The organism is Stenotrophomonas sp. YJH_SMC_64 (assembly GCF_059371375.1).
In genome coordinates this window covers 79887-103817 of sequence record NZ_JCAFUN010000007.1, presented here as the reverse complement: position 1 = coordinate 103817, position 23931 = coordinate 79887, and the positions used below count along the sequence as shown (strand labels likewise).

Below are 23931 nucleotides of genomic sequence, written 5' to 3'. Positions count from 1 at the left end.
GGTCACCTGCGTCGGGGCGCAGCCGTCGATCCCCGCACCATCAGGCTGAAATCCAGCGTCTGTTGAAGCGGAACATCCACCTGTTCGATGATGGCGAGCAGCAGGTTGACCGCGCGCGCGCCGATTTCCCGCATCGGCTGCCGGATGGTCGTCAGCGGCGGCGTGAGGTAGCGGGAAGACGCCAGATCATCAAAGCCGACGATGGACAGGTCTTCCGGCACGCGAATGCCCAGCTCCCGGCAGGCCGCCAGGGTGCCCAGCGCCATCTGGTCGCTGAAGCAGAAGATCGCGGTCGGTGCGGACGTGCCGTCCAGCAGCGCCATGGCAGCTGCATGGCCGGATTCCACTGAAAAATCCCCGGGCACGATGCTCAGCTGGCGCAGGCGGCCGCGCGCCTTGCCGGCCGCCCGTACCCCTTCCAGGCGCTGCTGGTGCAGGGGATTGTCCGGCGGCCCACCGACCACGGCGATCCGTTCATGGCCCAGTGCGTACAAGTGCTCCATGACGGCGCGTGCGGCGGCGGCATTGTCGATGTGCACACTGGGCAGGCCCAGCGCGGGATCGAACTCGCAGCCGTTGACCACCGGCGCGGCAGCCCCCCTCTGCTGGACAATCTCGCGCGCCGTCGGTGGCAGGCGATGGCCAAGCACGATCATGCCGTCGGCCTCGTTGCGCCGGAGCATCTGCGCGTAGCGCTCCTCGCGGTCGGGTTGGTCCTGCGTATCGCCCAGCAGCACCGCATAGCCGACAGCCTGCGCGGCGTCTTCCGCGCCCTGCAGGATCTGCGCGAAGAACGGGTTGGCGATATCCGGCACCGTGACCAGGATCTTGCCGCTGCGCTGGGTCTTGAGCGTGCGGGCGACCGTGTTGGGCACGTAGCCCAACGCCGCGGCGGCCTGCTCGATGCGCGTGCGCGTGGCCGGCAGCACTTTGTCCGGCCGCGAAAGTGCACGCGACACGGTGCCGGCGGAGACGCCGACGTGCTTTGCGATGTCGTAGATGGTGGCCATGGCGTTAGTTCTCCCGCCCGCTGTGCACTGCACAACAGGTCTTGCGTAAGCCCCTGCTAGGATAATGCAATCGATTGCATCGAGGGCGAATCACGTTGAAGACGCTCAAGGGTCCAGCGCTGTTCCTGGCGCAGTTCATCGGCGACACGGCTCCTTTTGATCGGCTGGACACGCTGGCCGGATGGGCCGCGGGTCTGGGCTATTCTGGCGTACAAGTCCCCACCACGGCGCCCCACCTGTTCGATCTGGCCGAGGCCGCGCGCAGCCAGGCGTACTGCGACGACCTCGCCGGCATGCTGGCCGGTCATGGCGTGCAGATCACCGAGCTGTCCACCCATCTGCAGGGGCAGCTGGTCGCGGTCCATCCGGCCTACGACAGCTTGTTCGACGGATTCGCACCCGCGGACAAACGTGGCGATCCCGCCGCCCGCCAGGTCTGGGCGGTGGAGCAGCTTCTGTTGGCCGCCAAAGCCAGCCAGCGGCTGGGGCTGACCGCGCATGCCACGTTCTCCGGCGCATTGGCCTGGCCCTATTTCTATCCCTGGCCGCAGCGCCCACCGGGACTGGTGGAAGAAGCCTTCGCCGAACTCGGCCGCCGCTGGCGCCCGATCCTCGATGCCTTCGATGCCTGCGGCGTGGATCTCTGCTTCGAGATCCACCCAGGTGAGGACCTGCACGATGGCGCGACCTTCGAACGCTTCCTCGATGTGGTGGATCATCACCCCCGCGCCAAGATCCTGTACGACCCCAGCCACCTGCTGCTGCAGCAGATGGACTACCTGGGTTTCATCGACCGCTACCACGCGCGCATCGGCATCTTCCACGTCAAGGACGCGGAGTATCGCCCCAGCGCAAGCAGCGGCGTGTATGGCGGCTACCAGGACTGGATCGAGCGTCCGGGCCGCTTCCGTTCGCTCGGTGATGGCCAGATCGACTTCAAGGCGATCTTCTCGAAGTTCGCCCAGTACGACTTCCCCGGCTGGGCGGTACTGGAATGGGAATGCTGCCTGAAGCACCCCGAGGATGGCGCACGCGAGGGTGCCGCCTTCATCCGCGACCACATCATCCGCGTGACCGAACGCGCCTTCGACGACTTTGCCGACAGCGGCACGGACGCCGCATCACTGCACCGCATGCTGGGAATCTGAGCCAAGACCGCCCCGGGAGGGCAAGCCATGACGCACGCCATGTCGCGCCTGGGCGCGATGATGTTTCTGCAGTTCTTCATCTGGGGGGCGTGGTTCGTCACCCTCGGAACCTACCTGGTGCAGGGCCCGCTGCAGGCCAGCGCGAGCCAGGTGGCCACCGCCTTCCTCAGCCAGTCCATCGGCGCCATCGTGGCGCCGTTCCTGGTCGGGCTGATCGCCGACCGCTACTTCGCGGCGCAGCGCATCCTTGCGGTGCTGCACCTGGCCGGCGCGGTGCTGATGTGGCTGGCGTCCACGGCATCCAGCTTCAGCATGTTCTCCGCCTGCGTGATGGGCTACATGCTGCTGTTCATGCCGACATTGGCACTGGCCAACAGCGTGGCGATGCGGCACATGCAGTCGCCCGAGAAACAGTTCCCGCTGGTACGCGTGGCCGGCAGCATCGGCTGGATCGTCGCCGGTGTGCTGATCGGCTGGCTGGGCTGGGAACAGGCCCATCGGCTTGAACTCACCTTCCGCATGGCCGCGCTGGCATCGCTGGTGCTGGGCCTGTATGCATTCACCCTGCCGCACACGCCGCCACTGGCACAGCAGCGCGATGCCGGGCTGGGGCAGATCCTGGGGCTGGATTCGTTGCGTCTGCTGAAATCGCGTGCCTATCTGGTGTTTTTCCTGGCGTCCATCGCCATCTGCATCCCGCTGTCGTTCTACTACAACTTCACCAATCCGTATCTCAACGACCTGGGCGTGCGGGGTGCAGCAGGCCTGCAGTCGCTGGGCCAGGTCTCCGAAGTGCTGCTGATGCTGGCCATGCCGTTCCTGTTCGTGCGGCTGGGAGTGAAGACCATGCTGGCGGTCGGCATGGCCGCCTGGGTGGTGCGCTACGCCATGTTCGCCTTCGGCGATGCGGGCAGCGGCTTCTCGCTGCTGGTGATCGGCATCGTGCTGCACGGCATCTGCTACGACTTCTTCTTCGTCACCGGCCAGATCTACACCGATGCGCATGCCGGCCCCGCCGCGCGCAGCAGCGCGCAGGGCTTCATCACCCTGGCTACCTACGGCGTGGGAATGCTGATCGGCACCTTCCTGTCCGGCGCGGTGGTGGAGCACTTCACCACCGAGGCCGGCCCCGACTGGCAGCAGATCTGGCTGTTCCCGGCCGGCGTTGCACTGGTGGTGTTGATCGCCTTCCTGCTGCTGTTCCGCGACCGGCCGACGGTCACGGCCGCGCCCTCCACACCCTGAGGATCCCCGTCGATGCCCAAGCTTGGAATCGCCATCGTCGGCGCCGGCATGATCGGTGCAGTGCATCGTCGTGCGGCACTGCTGGCCGGTGCCGACGTGCGCGGCGTAGCCGCCTCGTCACCGCAGCGCGCGCATGAGGCCGCGCAGTCCTGGAATGTCCCACGCGCCTACCGCGATATCGAGGAGGTGATCGCCGATCCGCAGGTACAGGTCGTGCACGTGTGCACGCCCAACCATCTGCACCGCGCCATGGCGCAGGCTGCGCTGGAAGCCGGCAAGCACGTGATCTGCGAGAAACCGCTGGCGACGACGCTGGATGATGCACAGGCGTTGGCGGCGCTGGCCGCATCGACCGGATTGGTTGCCACGGTGCCCTTCGTCTACCGCTACCACCCAGTGGTGCGCGAGGCACGCGCACGCATCGCCCAGGGCGATCTGGGGCCGTTACACCTGATCCACGGCAGCTACCTGCAGGACTGGCTGCTGGATCCGGCCAGCAACAACTGGCGCGTGGACCCCGCGCTGGGAGGCACGTCGCGCGTGTTCGCCGACATCGGTTCGCACTGGTGCGACCTGGTCGAATGGGTCAGTGGCGAGGGCTTCGCCGAAGTGAACGCGGCGTTCTCCACGGTGATCGCCGAGCGTGGCGCCGTCAGCGGGCAGAGCTTCAGCACGCCAACGGCCGCCAGCGCGATGCAGGCTGTCACCAGCGAGGACGTGGCCGCAGCGATGTTCAGGACCGGCGCCGGCACGCTGGCGTCATTGACGGTCAGCCAGGTCTCGGCCGGACGCCACAACCGCCTCTGGTTCGAGATCGATGGCGCCAAGGCCAGCGTGGCCTTCAACCAGGAGGATGCCGAACGACTCTGGGTCGGCCTGCCCGATCAGCGCGAGGAAACCTTCATGCGCGGCCCCGGTGCCGGCAGCGCCGAACAACGCCGCCTTTCCGTGCTGCCGGCCGGGCATGCACAGGGCTACGCCCAGTGTTTCGAGGCGTTTGTGGCCGACACCTATCGCGCCATTGAAGGCGAGCGGCCGCAGGGCCTGCCCACCTTTGAAGACGGCCTGCGCTCGGCACGGATCGTCGATCGCGTCATTGCATCAGCCAGGTCACGTGCCTGGACCACCATCGGTTGAATTCCGGGAGGATCTGTTGATGAAAGCTCTTTTCCGTAGAAGTGCAAGTCTCATCCTGCTGCTCGCTGCCCTGCCCGCCTTCGCGAGCGAAGCCGCCACCACGCAGAAGCCGATCGCGGTGCAGATGTACACCCTGCGCAATGCAGGCTCGCTCGATCAGCAGTTGAAGATCGTCCACGACGCGGGCGTCCGTGCGGTGGAAACGGTCGGTACGCAGAACACCAGCGCCACCGAACTCAAGCAACTGCTGGACCGGTATTCGATCAAGGCGGTTTCGTCGCACGTGCCACTGGCCGAGCTGCGCGACAACCTGGATGGCGTGGTGGCCCTCAACCGCTCGATCGGCAACAGCACGCTGGTGGTGCCTTACCTGGACCAGAAGGACCGCCCAACCGATGCCGCGGGCTGGACCGCATTGGGCAAGGAGCTGGGCCGCATCGCCAAGCGGGTGCGCGACAAGGGCATGCGCCTGGCCTATCACAACCACGACTTCGAACTGGTCGACTTCGACGGCCAGACCGGGCTGGAGCTGCTGTTCGCAGCGGCCGGGCCCGACCTGCAGACCGAGCTGGACCTGGCCTGGGTTGCACGCGCAGGCCTGGACCCGGCGGTGATGCTGGGAAAATTCCGTGGACGCGTGTTTGCGGTGCACGCCAAGGACAATGCGCCGAAGGGCCAGGCCCAGGATGAAGGCGGATTCGCCGCGGTGGGCCAGGGCGTGCTGGACTGGAACGCGATCCTGCCCGCCGCTGCGGCGGCCAAGGTGCAGTGGTACATCGTCGAACACGACCAGCCACGCGACCCGGCAAAGGTCATCCAGACCGGCGCGGACTACCTGCGTGAACACCTGCCCGCCAACGTGCCCACCCGTGCACGGCGCTGACGCATCAAGGAGCCCCACATGAAGATGATCCTGGCAGTGGCCCTGGCCCTGGGCGGCATGAGCACTTCAACGGCAGCCCGGGCCAAGGACGATCCTGCCGCCGGCGCGAAACTCTATGCCCAGCACTGCACTGCCTGCCACGGTGCTGAACGCGCCGGCGTACCGCCGACCTTCCCGGCGCTTACCGACGTCGCCAAGCGGCTTCAGCCCGCCCAGGTCAAGGACAAGATCAGGAAGGGCGGAGGATTGATGCCGCCCTTTGCCCAGCTGTCGCAGCAGGAGATCGACGACCTCGCCAGCTATCTGGCGAAGTAGGCGGCCGGCGACCACGCCGGCCGCGTGCCGCTACAGTTCGCGCACCCAGATGTTGCGGTAGCTGACCCTGGAGTCATGCTCCTGCAGATAGAGCGGCGCGCACGCATGGGGTGCGTACGAAGGCGCACCGATGTACTCGGTCCTGCCTGCCAGCACGGTGTCGTCCTGCACGAGTACGCCGTTGTGCAGCACGGTGATGCGCGCGGGCGACGTCAGGCCGCCGCCCTGCGAGAAGCGCGGTGCCTTCCAGATGATGTCGTAGACCTGCCACTGGCCCGGTGCGCGCGAGGCGTTCACCCGTGGCATGGCCTGCTTGTAGATCGAACCCGCCTGGCCGTTGGCATACGTCGGGTTGTTGTAACTGTCGAGCACCTGCAGCTCGTACAGTTCCTGCAGGAAGATGCCGCTGTTGCCCCGGTTCTGGCCGTCGAAGCCCTTCGTCTCGGTGGGGGTACGCCATTCGACATGCAGCTGGACATCGCAGAAGCGTTGCCGGGTGCGGATGCCCTTGCTGCCCGGAACGACGGTCATGGCGCCATCGGCAACCGTCCAGGGCACGGGCCCGCCCTGCTCTGCCTCCCACGCCGAGACATCCTTGCCATCGAACAGCACGATGGCATCGGAGGGGGCCTTGCCGGGCGGCGTGGCCACGACAGCGGGCACGGGCGTCCACACTTCGGTCTTCTTCGGGTCACGCGCAGCGTCGGCGCCGTCCTGAGCGAATGCGGATGCAGCGGCCAGCAGGCCGGCCGTGATCAACCCAGGGCGGATCATCAGGGTGGCGTCCATCAGCTGGTCCCCCACGCGGGCGTACCGGGGACATAGGCCAGGTCACCGTCGTAGCGGCCCGGCACGGCGACGTACTGCAGCACACCGGTCGCCCCGACCTTTGAAGTGAAGAAGCCGAAGATGGCCAGCTGCTTGATCATCGTGAAGTAATGCGGCATGGCCTCGCCTTCCTCGGGAGTGCCGGTCTCGGTCACGTCGGCATTGCGTGCCTTGGCTTCGGCGTCCAGCGTTCGCAGCAACCCGGTGCGGGCTTCCGGCGTGAGCGATACGAAACGGCCACCGGCGCGCGTGTCGATGTCGGCCAGGCCGGCGCGGAACGTCGCCTGCTGCCGGGCGGTGTAGCAGTCGCTGACGAACGTCGCCATGAACGCACCGGCACCCGCGTCCTTGGCCCCGGGCGTCCTTGTCCGCGGCAGGATGGTTTCGGCGATCTCGTCCAGCATGCCGATGTCGGCATCGGAGAACGCGGGCATCGCCCCGGCAGCCGGCACCTTGCCATGCACCAGCGCAGGCAGGCCAACCATGGCCGCACCGGTAGCGGCAACGATCATCTTCAACAGTTCGCGGCGATCCATCAGAGGTTCCCCGCTTTCAGTTCGCGTACCGCATGGTCGGCCGCGCGCGCGGTCAGCGCCATATAGGTCAGCGAGGGATTCACGCAGGCGCTGGAGGTCATGCAGGCACCGTCGGTCACATAGACATTGGGGGCATCCCAGACCTGGTTGTGCGCATTCAATACCGAGCTTTTCCGATCACGTCCCATGCGTGCGGTCCCCATTTCGTGGATGCCCTTGCCCGGGGCGTAGTCGTTGTCGTGCATCGTCACGTCCTTGACCCCGGCCGCCTCCAGCATCTCGGCGGCATCGGCGGCCATGTCCTTGCGCATCGCCAGTTCATTGGCGCGCATGGACACGTCCATCGCCAGCACCGGCAGTCCCCATTTGTCCTCGCGGTCGTGGTCCAGGCGGATCGTGTTGTCGTGGTGCGGCAGCATTTCACCGAACCCGGTCATGCCGATGCGCCAGTCACCCGGCACGGTCAGTGCCTCCTTCAGATCGGCACCGATGTTGAGCTCGGCGATCTCGCGCGACCATCCGGTGCGGCTGGCACTGCCCTGGTAGCCGAACCCGCGCAGGTAGCCGCGCTTGTCGGCCGCGACGTTGCGGAACCGCGGAATGTAGAAGCCGCAGGGACGGCGGCCGAAGTAGTACTTGTCTTCGTAACCCTCGACCCGGCCCGAGGCGCCGGCCCCGAAATGATGGTCCATCACGTTGTGCCCCAACTCGCCGGACGAAGAGCCCAGCCCCCCTTCCCAGACATCGGTGGCCGAATTCATCAGCAGCCACGTCGAGTTGAACGACGATGCATTGAGGAAAATGACCTTGGCCGTGTACTGGTAGGTCTGGCCGGTTTCGGCGTCGATCACCTCCACGCCACGCGCACGCTTGCGGTCCTTGTCGTAGAGCACTTCCTTGACGATCGAGAACGGCCGCAAGGTCAGGTTCCCGGTTTTCATCGCCGCCGGCAGCGTCGCCGCCTGGGTCGAGAAGTAGGCACCGAAGGGACAACCCAGGATGCACTTGTTGCGGTACTGGCAGTTGACGCGTCCCTGCTCGGGCATCGGCTGGGTGATGTTGGCAGTGCGCGAGTGGATCATATGGCGCGTTCCGCCGAAGGCCTTCTTGATGCGCGCGGCCACATCCTTCTCGACGATGTTCAAGGGAATCGGCGGCAGGAACTCGCCGTCCGGCAGCACGTCCAGTCCTTCGCGCGTGCCGGCGATGCCGGCGAACTTCTCCACGTGGTCGTACCACGGCGCGATGTCGGCGTAGCGGATCGGCCAGTCGGTGGCGATGCCGTCCTTGAGGTTGGCCTCGAAATCCAGATCGGAGAAGCGATAGCTCTGCCGCCCCCACATCAAGGAACGACCACCGACGTGGTAGCCACGGAACCAGTCGAAGCGCTTGGTCTCGATGTAGGGCGATTCCTGTTCGTTGGCCCACATTCCTTCCAGGTTCTCGGCCAGGCCGTAGTCGCGCATCAGCACCGGGAAGGCGGCCTTCATCGCCTGCGTTGGCCGGTTGCGGTGCGGGAAATCCCACGCCTCCTTCATCGCGTTGACGTAGTCCTTGACGTGCTCGATGTTGCGCCCGCGTTCCAGCATCAGGACCTTCAGGCCCTTCTCGGCCAGCTCCTTCGCCGCCCAACCGCCACTGATTCCCGAGCCAACAACAATGGCGTCGTAGTGATTATCTGCCATGGGTTTCTCACCTGGGTGGATATCGTTTCAGACGTCGCAGAGGCGGATCGCCTCGCGCAATGAGGCAACGGGATCGGGCGCTGCAGGCGTGAACTCCTGCGCCAGATACCCCTTGAAACCGGTGTCGCGGATCGCGCGACAGATGGCTGGATAGTGGAGCTCCTGCTGGTCTCCGATCTCGTTCCGGCCGGGCACGCCTGCGGTGTGGTAGTGCTTGAAGCAGGCGTGATGCTTGCCGATGGTGGCGATGATGTCGCCCTCCATGATCTGCATGTGGTAGATGTCGTAGAGCAGGCCGAAATTGTCCGAGCCGAGCCGCTGGCACAGCTCCACACCCCACGTGGAGTGGTCGCACAGGTAGTCGCGATGATCGACCTTGGAGTTGAGCAGCTCCATCACCAGCACCACGCCGCGCTTCTCGGCATGTCCGAGGATGCGCTTGAGCCCGGCCTCGGCATTGGCCATGCCGTCCTGCGGGTCCATACCGTTGCGGTTGCCGGAAAAGCAGATGAGGTTTCGATAGCCGGCATCGGCGACCAGATCGATGTGCCGCGTGTAGCGTTCCACCAGCTGGTCGTGGAACTCACGGCCGGCAAAGCCCTTGGTCAGGCCCAGTTCTGCGCCGTTGCACATCGAGCTGTACACGCCATGCGCCTGCAGCGTGGGCCAGTCCTCCGGGCCGACCAGGTCGATCGCGGCAAAGCCGATGTCCTTCACCGTCGTGCAGAGCTGGGCAACGGACAGCTGCGGGAAGGTCCAGCGTGCGACGGAATGCTTCAGTTTGCCCTTGAGTGGCGCCGTGGCGGCGAATGCGGGCAATGCGCCCGCGGTTGTCGCGGCCCCCAGGCCAATGCTGCCGGCAACTGCGATGCGCAGCGCATCGCGCCGCGTGAGGCCCGTCGCCGGGGCCGGTCTGATCGAATGGATGGACATCCACCTTCCGGCCTCCCAACCGGTATCAAACGCAACGATTCACAGCAATGCAATCGATTGCACCATAGGGGAGGAAATTGTCTGTTTGCAAGTCGCGGTGCACGAAAAACTGATGGTGCGAGGCACAACGCAGATGGCATCGCGCAAAAAGAAAAGCCCCGCATGAGCGGGGCATTCTTTTCTGCTGCAAAGGAGCGTTCGATCAGAACGGAATATCGTCGTCAGCGAAGTCATCCATCGGCGGCGCCTGCTGCGGCTGCGGACGCTGGTTGCCACCCTGGTTGCCGTAACCGCCGCCCTGGTTGCCGCCCTGGTTACCATAGCCGCCGCCCTGGCCACCACGCTGGCCACCACCGCCACCATACTCCTGGCGCGGAGTCTGCTGGCGCTGCGGACGATCGCCGCCGTAGTTGCCACCACCGCCGCCGCCACCGCCTTCACCGCGGCCGCCCAGCATCTGCATTTCATCGGCAATGATGTCGGTGGAGTACTTCTCCACGCCGTCCTGGCCGGTGTACTTGTCGTAGCGCAGGCTGCCTTCGACGTAGACCGAGCTGCCCTTGCGCAGGTACTCGCCGGCGATCTCGCCGAGCTTGCCGAAGAACACCACGCGGTGCCATTCGGTGCGCTCCTGCTGGTTGCCATCCTTGTCCTTGCGGACGCTGGTGGTGGCCAGGCTGATGCGGGTGATCGCCATGCCGCCCTGGGTGTACTTCACGTCCGGGTCGTTGCCGAGATTGCCGACCAGGATGACTTTGTTGATGCCGCGCGCCATAGGTACCTTCGTCCGTTGTCCAGGGGCAGACCGCCAGTGATAGCACAGCCCCGGGCGGGGGTGCAGTAGGCGAGGCCGCCCCTGTTGAAATTTGGGGGAATGCGAGAACGATGCATCTTAGCATTGCCGCCGCCATCCGCCCGGTCAGAAGACCCCGGCCGCGCAGGAGGATTGAACTGATTTCCTTGTCCGGCAATGACTTACCCTCGCTTCGGTGGACATCCGGAGGGGCATTGGCGTCTGCCCATGGCATCATGCCCAAGCTCCTCCCCCTGCCCCCTCCCGCGTTCCCATGACGATCAAAGGCAAAGCCACCTCCCTGGACATCGCCCACCTGGCCGGGGTCTCCCAGCCGACCGTGTCGCGGGCCCTGCGAGGCAGCCCGATGGTCAATGCCGAGACCCGCGAGCGCATCCTGCGCATCGCCCGCGAACTGAACTACAAGGTCGACAAGAACGCCTCCAGCCTGCGCCTGCGCAACGCCGGCACGCTGGCCCTGCTGTTCTTCGAGGACCCGACCAACGACGACTCGCTTATCAACCCGTTCTTCCACTCGATGCTGGGCTCGATCACCCGTGCCTGCGCCCTGCATGGGCAGGACCTGCTGGTCTCGTTCCAGCAGCTGTCCACCGACTGGCAGGCCGATTACGAGGACAGCAACAAGGCCGACGGCATCATCCTGCTCGGCTACGGCGACTACCACGAATCGCGCGACCGCCTGCAGCGGCTGGTCGAACAGGGCACGCACTTCGTGCGCTGGGGCGCCGCCCTGCCCGGCCAACCCGGCGTCTCGATCGGCAGCGACAACTTCCAGGGTGGGCACGACATCACCACCCACCTGCTGCAGCAGGGCTGCCGCCGCATCGCCTTCCTCGGCCATGCCTCCAGCCATTACCCCGAATTCCAGGAGCGCTACCGCGGCCATGTCGCGGCCCTGCAGGACCACGGCCTGGCCGCCGAACCGGCGCTGCAGCACGATGCGATCACCACCGAGGCTTCCGGCCAGGAGGCCTGCCAGGTGCTGCTGGCACGCGGTGAACCGATCGATGCGATCTGCGCCGCCAGCGATCTGATCGCCATCGGCGCGATGCGCGCCCTGCGCGAGACCGGCCTGCGGGTGCCACAGGACGTGGCGGTGACCGGCTTCGACGACATCCCGCTGGCGGCCTCGGTATCCCCGGCGCTGACCACCGTGCAGCAGGACACCAAGCAGGCCGGCCAGCTGCTGGTGGAGCGCCTGCTGGCACTGATCGGTCGCCAGCCGGTGGAGAGCCAGAGCATCCCGGTGAAGCTGGTGGTGCGGGAATCGTCGCTGCGCCGGTAAGCGCCGCCAGGCCTCCCGCCCCGCCCCAACGTGCGACGGCGGAATTCTCCCCCCATGACCAACGGCGGATGCGCACGGAGGCTGATGCGCGGATAACGCGCAGACATCGCCCATGGAAAGGTGTACGTCACATGCTGAAGATCGATTCGCTGTCGAAGACGTACGCTAATGGCGTGCACGCCCTCAACAACGTCAGCCTGGACATCCCGCGCGGCATGTTCGGCCTGCTCGGCCCCAACGGCGCCGGCAAGTCGTCGCTGATGCGCACGCTGTCCACCCTGCAGGAGGCCGACAGCGGAACGGCGACGCTCAGCATTCCAGGCGAGGCGCCGATCGACGTGCTGCGCGACAAGGACGCGGTGCGCCGCCGGCTGGGCTACCTGCCGCAGGATTTCGGCGTGTATCCGAAAGTCAGCGCGCTGGACCTGCTGGAGCATTTCGCGGTGCTCAAGGGCCTGACCCAGCGCGCGCAGCGCCGCGAGGTGGTCGATGGGCTGCTGCAGCAGGTGAATCTGTGGGATGCCCGCAAGCGCAAGCTGGGCACCTACTCCGGCGGCATGCGCCAGCGCTTCGGCATTGCCCAGGCGCTGCTGGGTGACCCGCGGCTGGTGATCGTCGATGAACCCACCGCCGGCCTCGACCCGGAAGAACGCAACCGCTTCCTCAACCTGTTGGCGGCGATCGGCGAGAACGTGGCGGTAATCCTCTCCACCCACATCGTCGAGGACGTGACCGATCTGTGCCCGACGATGGCGATCATGAACAAAGGCCAGGTGCTGCTGACCGGGCGCCCGGCCGATGCCATCGACGCCCTGCAGCAGCAGGTCTGGCGCAAGCAGGTTGATCCTTCGGAACTGGCCGACCACGAGGCACGCTACGTGGTGCTGTCCACCCGCCTGGTCGGTGGCCGCCCGGTGATCCACGTGCACAGCGCCAACGACCCTGGCGACGGCTTCGCGGCCGTGGCTCCCGACCTCGAGGATGTGTACTTCCAGCGCCTGCGCCTGCAGGCCCGTGCCCGCGCGGCAGCCTGAGCGGAGCACGCCATGATCCTCAACTTCTTCCGCTTCGAGCTGCGCGAGCAGCTGCGATCCCCGCTGCTGTGGCTGCTGGCCGGGCTGTTCGCCCTGCTTGCCTTTGCCGCCGCGTCCAGCGACGCCGTGCAGATCGGTGGCGGCACCGGCAACGTGCACAGCAACGCGCCCACCGTGATCGCGCAGATGCTGGGCATCTTCACCCTGCTCGGCATGCTGGTCACCGCGCTGTTCGTCAGCAACGCGCTGTTGCGTGACTTCGAACTCGGCACTGCCGAACTGATCTTCGCCAGCCCGGTGAAGCGCAGCGATTACCTGGCCGGGCGCATCGCTGCCGCCCTGGCGGCCGGGCTGCTGGTCTACATCCTGATCGCGTTCGGCCTGTGGCTGGCGCCGTTCATGCCCTGGGTCGATCCCGAACGCATGGGCCCGATCAGCTGGCAGGGCTATGCCTGGACGTTCGCGGTCATCGTCATTCCGAACCTGTTGTTCACCACCGCGCTGCTGTCGCTGCTGGCAGCGCTGACCCGCTCGATCCTCTGGGTCTACATCGGCCTGGTGGCCTACCTGGTCCTGTACGGCGCCAGCGCGGCCCTGCTGCGCGACATCGACAATACGTGGATCGCGGTGCTGAGCGAACCGCTGGGCATGCGCGCACTCGGCCGTACCATCCGCTACTGGTCCACTGCCGAACGCAACAACGGGATTCCCGAGCTGGCCGGTTACCTGCTGGCCAACCGCGCCCTGTGGTTGGGCGTGGCTGCCGCGCTGTTCGCCGCCACCTTCGCGCTGTTCCGCACCGAACGCAGCGGCAGTGGCCGTCCGCGCTGGGGCCGCAGGCAGGCGCAACCGGCTGCCGATGCCAGCGTGGTCCGCCCCACCCGCGCGACACTGCCGCGCGTGATACCGGCGTTCACTGCCAGCACGGCGTGGCAGCAGTTCCTGCGCCAGGTCCGCTTCGATACACGCGGCGTCCTGCGCAGCGTGCCGTTCATCGTGCTGCTGGTGCTGGGCCTGGCCAACTTCCTGCCCAGCGCGCTGTTCCGGCAGACCCTGTACGGCACCTCGATCTGGCCGGTCACCTCGCAGATGATCATGGGCCTGCAGGGGGCCTTCAGCTGGCTGCTGGTGATCATCGTGCTGTTCTTCGCCGGTGAGCTGGTCTGGAAGGAACGCAGTGCGCGCATCAATGAAGTGACCGATGCCATGCCGGTGCCGAACTGGGTGCCGCTGCTGGCCAAGTTCACCGCACTGCTGGCCGTGATCATCTGCTTCCAGGCCGCCGGCGCGCTGGCGGCGATGGGCGTGCAGCTGGCCAAGGGCTACACGCATCTGGAGCCGTTGCTGTACCTGCGCAGCCTGGCGCTGGATTCGGTGGTCTACATCCTGATGGGGGGCCTGGCGCTGGTGCTGCAGGTGCTCACCAACAACAAGTTCGTCGGTTACGCATTGCTGATCGTGGTGATGATCGGCCAGGGCGTGCTCGGCCTGCTCGACTACACGCAGAACCTGTACAACTTCGGCAGCTGGCCCAACGCGCCCTATTCGGACATGAACGGCTACGGCCACTTCCTGACCGGGCAGCTGGCGTTCCAGGGCTATTGGGCCCTGTTCCTGCTGACCTTGATGTGCCTGGCGTCAGCCTTCTGGGTACGAGGTGTCAGCCAGGGCCTGCGTCAGCGCCTGGCCCTGGCCGGCCGCCGCCTGCGCGGCCCGACCGGTGCCTTCGCCGCAGTGGCCGCCCTGGCCTTTGTCGCCGTGGGTGGCTGGCTGTACTGGAGCACCAACATCCGCAACGAGTTCGTCTCGCCCGACCAGCAGCTGGACCTGCAGGCCCGCTACGAGCGCGAGCTGTCGAAGTACCGCAACCTGCCGCAGCCCCGCATCGTGGCGGTGGACAACCGCGTGGACCTGTCCCCCGAATCGCAGTCGATGGTGATCGATGCGAACTGGACGGTGCGCAATACCCACGCCACGCCGATCCAGGACGTGCACGTCTCGATGGGCGATGACAAGCAGCTGGTCGCGGTCGACCTGGGTGGGCAGACACTATCGATGCATGACGCCGATCTCGGCTACCGCATCTACCGCCTGCAGAAACCGCTGCAACCGGGTGAAACCCGCAGCGTGCATTTCCGGGTGGTGCAGAAGCCCAACGGCATCACCGCGGGCCAAGCACCAAGCAACATCGTCGACAACGGCACCTTCTTCAACAGCCGCGTACTGCCGTCGTTCGGCTACAACGAAGGCGCCGAGATCAGCGACCGCAACGAGCGGCGCAAGCGCGACCTGGGTGAGCCGCGGCGCATGCCCAAGCTGGAAGACGAAGCCGCGCGTGCCAACACGTACATAGCCAACGATGCCGACTGGCTCGACTTCCGCACCACGATCTGCACGGCACCAGACCAGGTGGCGCTGGCCCCGGGCTATCTGCAGCATGAGAGCACGGTCAATGGCCGGCGCTGCTTCAGCTATGCCATGGATCGACCGATGCTGAACTTCTACGCCTATCTGTCGGCGCGCTGGGAGGTGCGCAAGGCAAAGTACAAGGACATACCGATCGAGGTCTACTTCGATCCGGCGCACGGCTACAACGTGGACCGGATGATCGAAGCGGTGCAGAAATCGCTGGCCTACTACGAGGCGAACTTCACCCCGTACCAGCATCGCCAGGTGCGCATCATCGAGTTCCCGGGTTATGCCCGCTTCGCGCAGTCGTTCGCCAACACCATCCCCTACTCCGAGGCCATCGGTTTCATCGCCGACCTGCGTGACCCGGACAAGGTGGACTACGTTTTCTACGTAACCGCGCACGAGATCGCGCACCAGTGGTGGGCGCACCAGGTGATCGGTGCCAACGTGCAGGGCGCGACGGTGCTGTCCGAATCGCTGTCGCAGTATTCGGCACTGATGGTGATGGAGCAGGAGTACGGCCGCCAGCACATGCGCCAGTTCCTCAAGCGCGAGCTGGACGGCTACCTGTCCGGCCGCGGCGGCGAGGCCATCGAGGAACAGCCGCTGGAACGTGTGGAGAACCAGCAGTACATCCACTACCAGAAGGGTTCGCTGGTGTTCTACCGGCTGCGCGAGGAGATCGGCGAGCAGGCGCTTAACCGCGCATTGAAGCGCTTCCTGCAGGACAAGGGGTACCAGCAACCGCCGTACACCACCTCACGCGAGCTGCTGGACTACATCCGCGCCGAGACCCCGGCCGACCGCCAGCAGCTGGTCACCGACCTGTTCGAGAAGATCAGCTTCTACGACAACCGCGTAATGGCCGCCAGCGCCCGCAAGCGCGATGACGGCCGCTACGACGTGACCCTGGACCTGCACGCCGCCAAGCAGTACGCCGACGGCAAGGGCAAGGAGAGCGACGGAAAGATGGATGACTGGGTCGAGGTCGGCGTGTTCGCCAATGGGCCGTCGGGCAAGGAGCGCGACCAGAAGGTGCTGTACCTGCAGCGCCACCACATCACCAGCGCCGATCCGAAGATCACGGTGACCGTGGATGAAAAGCCGGATGAAGCGGGCTTCGACCCCTACAACAAGCTGATCGACCGTGTGAGCGATGACAACCGGCGCAAGGTAACGATGTGAGGTATGCGGTGGTGCCAGTCAAATGGCTGGCATCACTGCTGCAGACAGAAACGACATGCCACGCCCAATTGCGTCATTTAAAGTCCTGATTGGCCAGAGATGCAGGGACACCACCAGATTCCATTTCAAGGCAAGCGATACTCTCCGTGAACCTTCGAGAGGCCGCGATGACATCCAGCCATATCTACTTCGCCGCACACGGAATCTCCGCATCACTGAACTGGGCAGCCGAGGTATTGGCCGACTGTGGTCTTGAGCTCGAATTGGAGCTGGGTGGGAACAGTGTTCTCATTACGGGCGATGAAGACGTTCGCCTGCGGCTCTCTCTCAACGACGCGCCCCATGTCCTCCAGGAAGCCATCGAGCTAGCGCATGGCACTGGACACGTACATGCCATGAGCCAGTGCACGGCCAGATTCGAGATCTCAATCACCGACCTGGAGGCGGTTTTGGATGAGATGAACACGCTGATCGAGGTCCAGCAGACACTGCTCACCGCCGTGGACGGTGTCCTGTGGAACGAGTGGAACGAAGCACTCAGCCGGTGATTTCCGGCTGAGGCCTGGCCTTCGGCCCCAGCAACGCCAGCAGCACGAAGACCACGATCGAGGCGACGGTACCGAGCGCCGCCGGCAACCCGAACGCCCATGCCGAACGGCGCTGCTGGCGCGCCCACTGGGCCAGATGCCAGGCCGCGCCCAGGTTGATCAGCCAGGCAATGACGAACACCGGCCATAGCACCATGCCCACCGCGCGCAGCAGGGGCATGGACACCAGCGCGGCAGCGATCGCCGCGATCAGGAAGATCAGGGCCGAGCGGGAATGGCGTGCCGTGGGTACGCTCATGCTGCCAACCTGCGCACCATCACCAGCACGCGATAGCTGCGGTTGTCGGCTTCCTGCAGCGGCTTCCAGCCCAGCCGCGCATACAGCCCACCGTCCAGGGCCTCGGTCTGCAGGTAGAGATCGGAAACCCCCATCCGCACCGCCTGCGCCGCTGCTTGCTCCACCAGCGCGCCAGCCAGCCCACGCCCGCGATGGCTGTCGGCCACGAACACGCTGCCCAGCCAATGTTCGTACTGTGGGAACGCCTGCATTTCCCGCCGCTTGAGCTGGACTGCGCCAACCACCTGACCGTCATCGAATGCGGCGATCAGGTGCGGGAAACCTTCGGCATCCTGTGGCGGATTGAGCCGCTGCAGTTCCTGTTCCAGTGTCAGGCCGGCGTCCTGGCCCCATTCCGCGTGGTACCACTGGGCCAATTGCTGCCGTTCCGGTGCGTCGGCGGGTAGTCCCCTGAATTCCATGGCAATGCCTCGATCCCGATGTCACCCAAGGGGATCATGGACGGCGCCCGAAGGGAAGCCTTCTGTAGCGTCGAGCCATGCTCGACACATCAGGCCATGCGCGAAAGGCAGTCGAGCATGGCTCGACGCTACAAATGGCGCGACGGCAACTCAGCCCTGGGCGAAGTCCTTCAGGATCTCGCCAACGCCGCTGGGCGAGATCTCGAAGCCCAGCGGGGTACCGGGGTTGATCACCACGCCGTAGCCACCCGGCACCCGGCGCAGCACGTCCAGCATCCGCCAGCGGATCTGGTGTTCGGCCTGCTGGCTGTAGATGCCCACCCGCGACGGATCGGTGAACACGGCCACGTGCAGGGTGCCCTGCTTGTCGAACAGCAGCGGGTCGAAGCCGCTGCCATCGGGGGTCACCAGGCTGCCGGTCAGCAGTACCACCTCGGAGGCGACGAAGGCCTCCATGAAGGCGCGGATCGGCACCGACCCGTCCATCGCCGCCTTCAGCAGGGTTTCGATCGGGGTCTGCGGGGCGAGGTCGGTCATGGCGATACGGCGGGGCGTGAGGGGTGCCTATTGTGCCGGATGCGGCCAAACCCGGTAGTGCCGGCCACTGGCCGGCACCTGCAGGTACCCGGAATCCGGGGCTGCCGGCCAGCGGCCGGCACTACCGCCCCAGACGCTGGTCCCGCGCCTTCTGGTCGGCCATCGCCTTGTCCAGCTCGGCCTGCAGCGCCGGCTGCTGCACGGCAGCGTCCAGCACATAGACCTTCACGCCGTGCGCGGGCACGTCGGCCTTCAGCAGACCGTTCACCTGCAACGAACCGCCGTCCAGCGCATCGCGCCAGCGGCCCGCCTGGACGTAACGCGACACAGTGAAGCTCTTTGCCCTGTCGCCCTTGTTCAGCAGCACCAGCGCGGTCTGCGCCACCTCGCCATGCTGCAGCACGCGCAAGAACACCGCCTCATCGCCCTGCAGGCGCTCGTTCACCTGCAGGCCGCGCTGCAGCGCCGGGGTGGCTTCGCGCAGCCTGGCGATACGCTGCAGCGGCGCGAAGATCGGGCTCTTCGGCGCCGCATCCACACGCGGCTGGCCGAAGTACGCACGATTGCCGGCATGCTCGGCACGGCCACGCATGAAGCCCGTCTCCGAACCGTAATAGACCACCGGAATGCCGCGCGCGGTGAACAGCCAGTTGTGCGCATCGATGAAGCCGTTGTCACTGGCCTGAAGGCGCGGCATGTCGTGGTTGTCGTAGAAGCTCATCAGCTCGTACGGATTGGCATACGGGCCACCGCTCAGGTGCAGTGGCTCAGCCAGGGTCTCGAAGCCCTTGTTGGCGGTGCCGAAGCTCTGCTCCAGTGCGCCGCGCAACGGGAAATCCAGCACGCTCACGTTCGCGTTGGCGGGCCAGGTGTGCTCGGCGATGCGCGCGGCATCGTAGTCGAACGCTTCGCCGAACATGAACATGCCCGGATGCTCGGCGCGGATGCGCTTGACGAATTCATGCCACCACGGGTGCGGCAGCCAGCCGATGGTGTCGATGCGCAACGCGTCCACGCCCTGCGCGGTCCACTGCAGGTAGGCGCCGACCAGGTAGTCCATCACCGCCGGATTGTCCTGGTTGAAGTCCGACAGCTCGGCCAGGTTGCCGTCGAAGATCGAGCCGTCCTTGCTGTCGACCGGACCGATGTTGTTGTAGAACGCGTGCAACGGGTTGTGCTTCGGATCCAGTTTCTGCGGCGGCAGGTTCTGGTGGTCGGCAATCAGTTTTCCGTCCTTGTCGAAGATCTGCCCGAACTGCGGCTGCCGTGTCGGCATGGTCCAGGCCGGCGAACCGTGGTTGCCTACGATATCCAGCACCACCTTCAAGCCAGCACCGTGCAGGCCCTTGGTCAGCCCGGCGAAGTCCAGGTCTCTGCTCGGCAGGTGCTCGTCGAGCTTGTAGAAATTGATGCCCCAGTAGCCGTGGTAACCGGTCTTGCCGCGGTCGGTCAGCGTGCTGGTGCAGCTGATCGGCTTGCTGCCGGTAAAGGCCTCGTCCGGGTTGTCGACGATGGGCGTGATCCACACCGCACCGAAGCCCAGGTTGCGGATGTACTGCGCATTGTCGAGCACGCCACGGAAGTCGCCGCCGAGATAGCCGATGTTGCCGTCCACCTTGTCCGGGCACGGCACCGGGATATCGAAGGTGCGGTGCGCGCCACCCTGGTCACGATGGTCGTTGGACGGATCACCGTTGACAAAGCGGTCGGTGACCACGAAATACACCGCATCGCTGGCGAACGGCTCGGTGGTGCCGACGTAGTCCGGGCGCGGCGCGGCCGCGGCCTGGCCGGCGAACAGGGCAAGGGAAACAGCAACAGCCAGGACACCACGCATCACACCACCTCCGGACGGGACGGAACCCGCAGCACGCACAGGCCGGCCAGGAACAGGCTGCAGCCGCCCAGCACCAGCACATGCATCGGCTGGCCACCCAGCCATGCGCGCAGGGCAAAGCCAAGCGCACTGGCCGCCACCAGCTGCGGAATCACGATGAAGAAATTGAAGATGCCCATGTACACACCCATCTTCGACGCCGGCACGCTGTCGGACAGCAGTGCATACGGCAACGACAGGATCGAGGCCCAGGCAAAGCCCACACCCACCATCGACAGCAGCAGCCAGTGCGGGTCGCGGATGAACATCAGCGAGACCAGGCCAGCGCCGCCCAGCCACAGGTTGACCAGGTGGCTCCAGCGCAGGCCGATCGCACGCACCATCGGCGGAATCAGCACCGCCGCCAGCGCAGCGAAGCCGTTGTAGGCGCCAAACAGCACGCCCACCCAGTTGGCACCTTCGTTGTAGGCGGCCGACTGTGGATCGGTCGAACCGAAGTGGGTACCGGCCACCGCAGCGGTGGTGTAGATCCACATGGCGAACAGCGCGAACCACGAGAAGAACTGCACCCACGCCAGGCGGCGCATGGTGACCGGCATCGCGCGCAGGTCGCCGACGATGGCGGCCAGCATATGCGTGGCCGGCAGCGCGCGCGCCGCCGCCAGCAGCAGGCCGTAGCCGGCGCACAGGCCGGCCAGCACGTACAGCATCCTGTCGCCTTGCCGCCAGGTGATCAGCAGCGCCAGCAACACACCCAACCCAAGCCACAGGGTCACCCGCGTCCATGAAGCCGGGCCGTTGATCGCGGCCGCCGCGTGATGTTCCGGTGGCTCGGCATCATCGAACCCGGCCAGCTCCGCCGGTGAATATTCGCGGGTGCTGACCACCGTCCAGGTGATCGCCGCGAGCAGCACCACCGCGCCGAAGTAGAACGCATAGCGCACAGTGTCGGGCACTTCCCCGGCGGCCGCGGTGTTGGCAACGCCGAAGTGGGCCAGGATGAATGGCAGGAAGCTGGCGACGATGGCGCCCACGCCGATGAAGAAGCTCTGCATCGCGTAGCCGGCCGGACGCTGGCGTGGCGCCAGCTGGTCGCCGACAAAGGCACGGAACGGCTCCATCGATACGTTGATCGAGGCATCCAGCACCCACAGCGTGCCGGCCGCGATCCACAGCGTCGGCGAGTTCGGCATCACCAGCAGCGCCAGCGTGGTCAACACCGCACCGATCATGAAGTACGGACGACGACGACCCCAGCGGGTCCAGGTGCGGTCGGACAGGTAACCGATCACCGGTTGCACCAGCAGGCCGGTCAGCGGCGCGGCAATCCACAGCCCGGGTACCGCGTCGATGTCCGCACCCAGCGTCTCGAAGATGCGGCTGGCGTTGGCGTTCTGCAGGGCGAACCCGAACTGGATGCCGAGGAAGCCGAAACACATGTTCCAGATCTGCCAGAACGACAGCTGCGGTTTGGCGGGACGATTCATCGTGCACCCTCTTCCATCGCCACCGGCGCCACCGTCAGCGCCTGCACCTGGGCCTGGTTGAGCACGCCCTCGCGGCCGCCCTTGCCACCGGTGTAGTGCGCGAAATGTTCAAGCGCGCTCATGTTGAAGCCCTCTTCAAGCGCAACCGTGCATTGCCCCTTTGGCACCGTGAATGTTGCCGAGGTCGAGTCCTGCACGGCCACGCTGTGCGGCAGCGTGACCGTATGCCGCTGCAACGGCTGGCCCGGGCACTGCAGCACCAGCTGCTTGACCGCAGCCGTGACGCCGGTGTTGATCGGCCCGTTCGGGTTTCGATATTGCAGGCGCAGGCGAACCTGCCCGGCCTTGGCCGAGGTGAACTGCCAGCGCTGCGCACCCTTCAGCACCTGCTGTGGACCGACGCAGACCATTGGGCTGTGCAGCGATTCCAACGCGCCTTCGCGTCGGGTCAGGCTGAGGCAATGCTGCAGCCCATCGTCGCTGATCTGCACCTGGCCATTGCTGGCGACGACGGCCCTGCCGTCCTTCCACAGAACCTGCCCGGCTTGCACCGGAACGTTCCAACCCGTGCCCCTGCGCAGGGCCTGCGGTGCCGCGGGTGTTGCGGGCGCACGCGCGTTGGCATCCGCAGTCGTGGCAGCGAAGCCTGTTGCTGCCGGGGCAGTCACCAGCTGCACCGTGGTGGTCGTGCCGCGCGTGGTGGTCCTGCCCGCCACCAGCAAGCCATCGCCCACGCTCTGCGGACGCTCCAGCACATAGCGCTTGCCAGTGACTTCCAGGCTGATGCTGCGCTGCGTGCCGAACAGTTCCGGCACCAGCGCGGCCGGCAGCTTGGGCTGCACGCGGCCATCGTCCTGCACGCCGAACACGCCTTCGACCACCATCGACAGATACCCGGCCACCGACCACAGCTGGCGTTCGGAGTTGACCACCGGGCCGCTCAGCGCGCCTTCCTCGACATGCACGGCCTGGCTGACCAGCTCGTAGTTCTCCATGTTGGAACCGGCCAGCGCGGCGCCCCGCATCAGCGAACGGATCTCGGCGGCGATGCGCGGCGCATCGTCCAGCTGCCGCGCCGCACGCAGCGAGTAGGCGCTGACAAACGGCCAGATCGCGCGGTTGTGGTAGATCGGCTGCTGCGCTTCCTGCGGCCAGACCACGGGGCTGCCGGCTGGCCCCATCGGGTAAGCAGCCAGTGCACGGCGTGCGCGCTCGGGCGGCAGCACCCCGGCGAGGATGCCCAGCGACAGGCCCAGCAGATCGACCTTGGCGTACGGCACCGGGTGCGCGGCTTCGCCGATGTAGCTCATGTACTGGCCGATATCCTCGCGCCAGAAGCGCGCATCGATCTGCTGCGCCAACGCATCGGCCCACGCCTTGTAGTCGGCCGCGCGGGCGTCGCCGTGCTGGCCGGCCAGGCGTTCGGCCAGGCGCAGTGCCTGGTAGTGCAGCACGTTGGTGGACAATGCGTAGGAATCACCGATGAAGCGCACGTCCTCGCGGGTCCAGTCCGGATAGGTCTGCTCGCGCCAGTCCAGGAAGGAGGTCTCGCCACGGTACAGGCCCACCTGCGCGTCGAACACCATTGCGCGGTCCTGCGCCAGCGTGCCCTGCAGCGCCTGCCAGATCTGGTCGGCAAACGCGCGATCCTCCAGCAGATGACGTGCCGCCAGGAACCACACCACGCGATCGCTGCTGATCGGCCAGCTGCCACCGGAACCGGTGTCCTGCGCCACGAACAGGCCGGGCGTGTGCCCGTCGCGCGCCGCCGACAGCTTGAACTGCAGCGACTGCCGGGTGCGTCGCGGGTCCAGCCGCGCCAGCGCCAGATCGGCGGCGAAGCTGACATCGCGGGTCCACACATAGGGCCAGCGCGCGCCGGTCTGGAAACACTCGCACGGCACCGGTCGGCCTTCGTCGAACGCGGGATCGCGGATCGCGTCCACGCGGTCCTGGTCCATCTCCTGCTGGGCCAGCGCGAACAACGCGTCGAACATCACGCTGCCGGTCTGGCTGCGCATCGGTGCGGCTGCGATCTGCACTGCGCCCTTCGGCGCATGCAGAACAAAGCCGCCGTTGGCAGCGGCTTCGGCGCGCGCATGGCGGCCGTCGAATTGCAGGTCGGCCGCCTGCGCGGTCGATCCCAGCGCTGCCCCCAGGGCAGCGGTCAGGCAAATGATCTTCAGCATCGAAGCGGCGGACCGGCTTGCGCCCGTCGGCCTCCCTCCCTCTCTGCACGCGTTGTAGGTCCGCACCGTCGTTGCCGGCGGGCGGGCGCGGCCCCTCCCTCAAGGTGCCTTGGCCCCATGGTAG

21 protein-coding genes are annotated in these 23931 nt (G+C 66.2%); 9 read left to right on the top strand and 12 right to left on the bottom strand.

Features of this window, described 5'->3' with window-relative positions:
• Positions 1 to 2: 2 nt before the first annotated feature.
• Positions 3 to 1010, bottom strand: a complete 1008-nt coding sequence (locus tag AC5P9L_RS09080) for a LacI family DNA-binding transcriptional regulator (RefSeq protein ID WP_043034159.1) — start codon at positions 1008 to 1010, stop codon at positions 3 to 5.
• A gap of 95 nt (positions 1011 to 1105) precedes the next feature.
• On the opposite strand from AC5P9L_RS09080, the gene AC5P9L_RS09075 reads away from it, so the two are divergent.
• Genes AC5P9L_RS09075 through AC5P9L_RS09055 form a run of 5 tightly spaced genes read left to right on the top strand, consistent with a single transcriptional unit; the run spans position 1106 to position 5738 of the window.
• Positions 1106 to 2158, top strand: coding sequence for a sugar phosphate isomerase/epimerase family protein (locus AC5P9L_RS09075; RefSeq protein ID WP_111118499.1), 1053 nt, complete (start codon positions 1106 to 1108; stop codon positions 2156 to 2158).
• Between the two features lie 27 nt (positions 2159 to 2185).
• Positions 2186 to 3403 carry a nucleoside permease gene (locus tag AC5P9L_RS09070; RefSeq protein ID WP_087802945.1) on the top strand — a complete coding sequence of 406 codons (1218 nt, stop codon included), beginning with the start codon at positions 2186 to 2188 and terminating at the stop codon, positions 3401 to 3403.
• A 12-nt stretch (positions 3404 to 3415) separates the two neighbouring features.
• Positions 3416 to 4540, top strand: a complete 1125-nt coding sequence (locus AC5P9L_RS09065; RefSeq protein ID WP_087802947.1) for a Gfo/Idh/MocA family protein — start codon at positions 3416 to 3418, stop codon at positions 4538 to 4540.
• 19 nt (positions 4541 to 4559) lie between these two features.
• Positions 4560 to 5423, top strand: a complete 864-nt coding sequence (locus tag AC5P9L_RS09060) for a sugar phosphate isomerase/epimerase family protein (RefSeq protein WP_012479398.1) — start codon at positions 4560 to 4562, stop codon at positions 5421 to 5423.
• Positions 5424 to 5441: 18 nt separating this feature from the next.
• Positions 5442 to 5738 carry a c-type cytochrome gene (locus AC5P9L_RS09055; protein ID WP_227415309.1) on the top strand — a complete coding sequence of 99 codons (297 nt, stop codon included), beginning with the start codon at positions 5442 to 5444 and terminating at the stop codon, positions 5736 to 5738.
• 30 nt (positions 5739 to 5768) lie between these two features.
• Here the strand turns inward: AC5P9L_RS09055 and AC5P9L_RS09050 are convergent, their stop codons facing one another.
• From AC5P9L_RS09050 to AC5P9L_RS09030, 5 genes are all read right to left on the bottom strand, one after another.
• Positions 5769 to 6527, bottom strand: a complete 759-nt coding sequence (locus tag AC5P9L_RS09050; protein WP_111118511.1) for a 3-keto-disaccharide hydrolase — start codon at positions 6525 to 6527, stop codon at positions 5769 to 5771.
• Positions 6527 to 7102 carry a gluconate 2-dehydrogenase subunit 3 family protein gene (locus tag AC5P9L_RS09045; protein ID WP_005412559.1) on the bottom strand — a complete coding sequence of 192 codons (576 nt, stop codon included), beginning with the start codon at positions 7100 to 7102 and terminating at the stop codon, positions 6527 to 6529. The genes AC5P9L_RS09050 and AC5P9L_RS09045 overlap by 1 nt, the downstream gene beginning before the upstream one ends.
• Positions 7102 to 8787 (bottom strand): GMC family oxidoreductase, encoded by a 1686-nt coding sequence (locus AC5P9L_RS09040; protein WP_279915858.1) that lies wholly within the window; start codon positions 8785 to 8787, stop codon positions 7102 to 7104. Before AC5P9L_RS09040 ends, AC5P9L_RS09045 begins: the two co-directional genes overlap by 1 nt.
• Before the next feature lie 27 nt (positions 8788 to 8814).
• Positions 8815 to 9720, bottom strand: coding sequence for a hydroxypyruvate isomerase family protein (locus tag AC5P9L_RS09035; protein WP_227415307.1), 906 nt, complete (start codon positions 9718 to 9720; stop codon positions 8815 to 8817).
• Between the two features lie 202 nt (positions 9721 to 9922).
• On the bottom strand, positions 9923 to 10495 hold the full coding sequence (locus AC5P9L_RS09030; RefSeq protein WP_012479392.1) for a single-stranded DNA-binding protein: 573 nt from the start codon (positions 10493 to 10495) through the stop codon (positions 9923 to 9925).
• A 292-nt stretch (positions 10496 to 10787) separates the two neighbouring features.
• Here AC5P9L_RS09030 and AC5P9L_RS09025 point away from each other — a divergent pair, with 292 nt between their 5' ends.
• The 4 genes from AC5P9L_RS09025 (at position 10788) to AC5P9L_RS09010 (ending at position 16998) form a co-directional block, all read left to right on the top strand.
• Positions 10788 to 11819: a LacI family DNA-binding transcriptional regulator gene (locus AC5P9L_RS09025; RefSeq protein ID WP_049397657.1), complete on the top strand. Its 1032-nt coding sequence runs from the start codon at positions 10788 to 10790 to the stop codon at positions 11817 to 11819.
• Positions 11820 to 11950: 131 nt separating this feature from the next.
• Positions 11951 to 12853 (top strand): ABC transporter ATP-binding protein, encoded by a 903-nt coding sequence (locus tag AC5P9L_RS09020; protein WP_094002091.1) that lies wholly within the window; start codon positions 11951 to 11953, stop codon positions 12851 to 12853.
• A gap of 12 nt (positions 12854 to 12865) precedes the next feature.
• The gene (locus AC5P9L_RS09015) at positions 12866 to 16450 is read left to right on the top strand and encodes an ABC transporter permease/M1 family aminopeptidase (protein WP_062606674.1); all 3585 of its coding nucleotides are present in this window, start codon (positions 12866 to 12868) and stop codon (positions 16448 to 16450) included.
• A 146-nt stretch (positions 16451 to 16596) separates the two neighbouring features.
• A complete protein-coding gene (locus AC5P9L_RS09010; RefSeq protein WP_223846373.1) occupies positions 16597 to 16998 on the top strand; it encodes a hypothetical protein in 402 nt (133 codons plus the stop codon).
• On the opposite strand, the gene AC5P9L_RS09005 is transcribed toward AC5P9L_RS09010, so the two are convergent.
• The 6 genes from AC5P9L_RS09005 to AC5P9L_RS08980 all read right to left on the bottom strand — a co-directional run bounded on the left by AC5P9L_RS09005 (position 16988) and on the right by AC5P9L_RS08980 (position 23807).
• Positions 16988 to 17296 (bottom strand): hypothetical protein, encoded by a 309-nt coding sequence (locus AC5P9L_RS09005; RefSeq protein ID WP_062606671.1) that lies wholly within the window; start codon positions 17294 to 17296, stop codon positions 16988 to 16990. The genes AC5P9L_RS09010 and AC5P9L_RS09005 overlap by 11 nt on opposite strands.
• Entirely contained in the window at positions 17293 to 17757 is a 465-nt protein-coding gene (locus AC5P9L_RS09000) for a GNAT family N-acetyltransferase (RefSeq protein WP_062606669.1), read from the bottom strand. Before AC5P9L_RS09000 ends, AC5P9L_RS09005 begins: the two co-directional genes overlap by 4 nt.
• Positions 17758 to 17907: 150 nt before the next feature.
• Positions 17908 to 18294: an SseB family protein gene (locus tag AC5P9L_RS08995; protein ID WP_062606668.1), complete on the bottom strand. Its 387-nt coding sequence runs from the start codon at positions 18292 to 18294 to the stop codon at positions 17908 to 17910.
• Between the two features lie 121 nt (positions 18295 to 18415).
• Positions 18416 to 20131: an alpha-amylase family glycosyl hydrolase gene (locus AC5P9L_RS08990; RefSeq protein WP_062606666.1), complete on the bottom strand. Its 1716-nt coding sequence runs from the start codon at positions 20129 to 20131 to the stop codon at positions 18416 to 18418.
• Positions 20131 to 21618, bottom strand: coding sequence for an MFS transporter (locus AC5P9L_RS08985; protein ID WP_012479383.1), 1488 nt, complete (start codon positions 21616 to 21618; stop codon positions 20131 to 20133). Before AC5P9L_RS08985 ends, AC5P9L_RS08990 begins: the two co-directional genes overlap by 1 nt.
• Positions 21615 to 23807, bottom strand: coding sequence for an MGH1-like glycoside hydrolase domain-containing protein (locus AC5P9L_RS08980; RefSeq protein ID WP_060380876.1), 2193 nt, complete (start codon positions 23805 to 23807; stop codon positions 21615 to 21617). Before AC5P9L_RS08980 ends, AC5P9L_RS08985 begins: the two co-directional genes overlap by 4 nt.
• Between the last annotated feature and the right edge of the window lie 124 nt (positions 23808 to 23931).

What these genes read in the sequence shown, in the direction of transcription:
- AC5P9L_RS08980 (WP_060380876.1), bottom strand. Translation starts at nt 23,807, where the DNA reads ATGCTGAAGATCATTTGCCTGACCGCTGCCCTGGGGGCAGCGCTGGGA.
- AC5P9L_RS09045 (WP_005412559.1), bottom strand. Translation starts at nt 7,102, where the DNA reads ATGGATCGCCGCGAACTGTTGAAGATGATCGTTGCCGCTACCGGTGCG.
- AC5P9L_RS09005 (WP_062606671.1), bottom strand. Translation starts at nt 17,296, where the DNA reads ATGAGCGTACCCACGGCACGCCATTCCCGCTCGGCCCTGATCTTCCTG.
- AC5P9L_RS09065 (WP_087802947.1), top strand. Translation starts at nt 3,416, where the DNA reads ATGCCCAAGCTTGGAATCGCCATCGTCGGCGCCGGCATGATCGGTGCA.
- AC5P9L_RS09070 (WP_087802945.1), top strand. Translation starts at nt 2,186, where the DNA reads ATGACGCACGCCATGTCGCGCCTGGGCGCGATGATGTTTCTGCAGTTC.
- AC5P9L_RS09040 (WP_279915858.1), bottom strand. Translation starts at nt 8,787, where the DNA reads ATGGCAGATAATCACTACGACGCCATTGTTGTTGGCTCGGGAATCAGT.
- AC5P9L_RS09080 (WP_043034159.1), bottom strand. Translation starts at nt 1,010, where the DNA reads ATGGCCACCATCTACGACATCGCAAAGCACGTCGGCGTCTCCGCCGGC.
- AC5P9L_RS09060 (WP_012479398.1), top strand. Translation starts at nt 4,560, where the DNA reads ATGAAAGCTCTTTTCCGTAGAAGTGCAAGTCTCATCCTGCTGCTCGCT.
- AC5P9L_RS09025 (WP_049397657.1), top strand. Translation starts at nt 10,788, where the DNA reads ATGACGATCAAAGGCAAAGCCACCTCCCTGGACATCGCCCACCTGGCC.
- AC5P9L_RS08995 (WP_062606668.1), bottom strand. Translation starts at nt 18,294, where the DNA reads ATGACCGACCTCGCCCCGCAGACCCCGATCGAAACCCTGCTGAAGGCG.
- AC5P9L_RS09030 (WP_012479392.1), bottom strand. Translation starts at nt 10,495, where the DNA reads ATGGCGCGCGGCATCAACAAAGTCATCCTGGTCGGCAATCTCGGCAAC.
- AC5P9L_RS09020 (WP_094002091.1), top strand. Translation starts at nt 11,951, where the DNA reads ATGCTGAAGATCGATTCGCTGTCGAAGACGTACGCTAATGGCGTGCAC.
- AC5P9L_RS09000 (WP_062606669.1), bottom strand. Translation starts at nt 17,757, where the DNA reads ATGGAATTCAGGGGACTACCCGCCGACGCACCGGAACGGCAGCAATTG.
- AC5P9L_RS09055 (WP_227415309.1), top strand. Translation starts at nt 5,442, where the DNA reads ATGAAGATGATCCTGGCAGTGGCCCTGGCCCTGGGCGGCATGAGCACT.
- AC5P9L_RS08985 (WP_012479383.1), bottom strand. Translation starts at nt 21,618, where the DNA reads ATGAATCGTCCCGCCAAACCGCAGCTGTCGTTCTGGCAGATCTGGAAC.
- AC5P9L_RS09050 (WP_111118511.1), bottom strand. Translation starts at nt 6,527, where the DNA reads ATGGACGCCACCCTGATGATCCGCCCTGGGTTGATCACGGCCGGCCTG.
- AC5P9L_RS09015 (WP_062606674.1), top strand. Translation starts at nt 12,866, where the DNA reads ATGATCCTCAACTTCTTCCGCTTCGAGCTGCGCGAGCAGCTGCGATCC.
- AC5P9L_RS09035 (WP_227415307.1), bottom strand. Translation starts at nt 9,720, where the DNA reads ATGTCCATCCATTCGATCAGACCGGCCCCGGCGACGGGCCTCACGCGG.
- AC5P9L_RS08990 (WP_062606666.1), bottom strand. Translation starts at nt 20,131, where the DNA reads ATGCGTGGTGTCCTGGCTGTTGCTGTTTCCCTTGCCCTGTTCGCCGGC.